Source organism: Pseudomonas sp. PNPG3 (assembly GCF_023093815.1).
Taxonomy (GTDB): domain Bacteria; phylum Pseudomonadota; class Gammaproteobacteria; order Pseudomonadales; family Pseudomonadaceae; genus Aquipseudomonas; species Aquipseudomonas asiatica.
In genome coordinates this window covers 1-846 of sequence record NZ_JALLKV010000137.1, presented here as the reverse complement: position 1 = coordinate 846, position 846 = coordinate 1, and the positions used below count along the sequence as shown (strand labels likewise).

The following is an 846-nucleotide window of genomic DNA, read 5'->3' as shown; positions in this document are numbered from 1 at the left end:
GAAAGTGTCGATGGCGAAGTAGCCGGAAAACAGGGGCTACTTCAGACCATCCTTAATGATCTTTGATTTGGCCACGCCAAGGGTGCCGTAGACCATGTCCTGCATTTCCACTTTGTCCGAGCTCAATGCAAGGACGGCAGACGAAGCTTGGCCGACAGTAAAAAAGCCCCCGACAGGTTGGTCGTTAGCATCGAGTTTGGAAATGAGTAAGCCGCCGTTTGCGATCCAGCCAATTGTAGTATCCGGTGCGTTAAATCCGTAAGACATATATTTACCTATTATTATTGTTGTTATTGGTGTTTGAGCTCAAACAAGCACTATTCGCTGTGACCAAATTACCGTCCAGGCGCTGTAGCTGGACTTACCTTTGGTGACACCGTTAAAAGCTTCCTTTATTAATTGTACCACAGGGGCTCGGGTATTAGTTTTAGGGTCGCCACGGTAGTTTTCGATGAGCTGTGCAATCTCGACGGCAGTATCAGCGGCGATTGAGGACATGCCGTGGGAGGAGGGGTCAACTTTACCAATGATCCAGGCACCGAAAAGTGAGTCCAGCTCAAGTTTTACTCGCTGATTCTTTTCTGGGACATTGCCGCCACCACAAGAGAGCAGGATATATGGGCGTTTTCCGTCAAGTTTCAGGTCGTTGAGGTCATCGACGGTCAGTTCGCCGGAAAAGAATTTGACTGTCGGGGATGACGGGAGGGCCTGGATTTGTGTTTTTATTAGTTCCAGGTGATCGGATATTTTCACGTTATCGCCTTTTCGATATGTCTTGTTATTATTTTAACGGCGGTTGCAGGAGCTGAGTGCAACACAGTTACTGGATTGAGGCGGGAGCCTCGT

The 846-nt window shown here is 48.5% G+C and carries 2 protein-coding genes; both read right to left on the bottom strand.

Features of this window, described 5'->3' with window-relative positions:
* Window positions 1–36 precede the first annotated feature (36 nt).
* Entirely contained in the window at window positions 37–267 is a 231-nt protein-coding gene (locus MJ643_RS30430; RefSeq protein ID WP_247727283.1) for a hypothetical protein, read from the bottom strand.
* Between the two features lie 39 nt (window positions 268–306).
* On the bottom strand, window positions 307–753 hold the full coding sequence (locus MJ643_RS30425) for a hypothetical protein (protein ID WP_247727282.1): 447 nt from the start codon (window positions 751–753) through the stop codon (window positions 307–309).
* Between the last annotated feature and the right edge of the window lie 93 nt (window positions 754–846).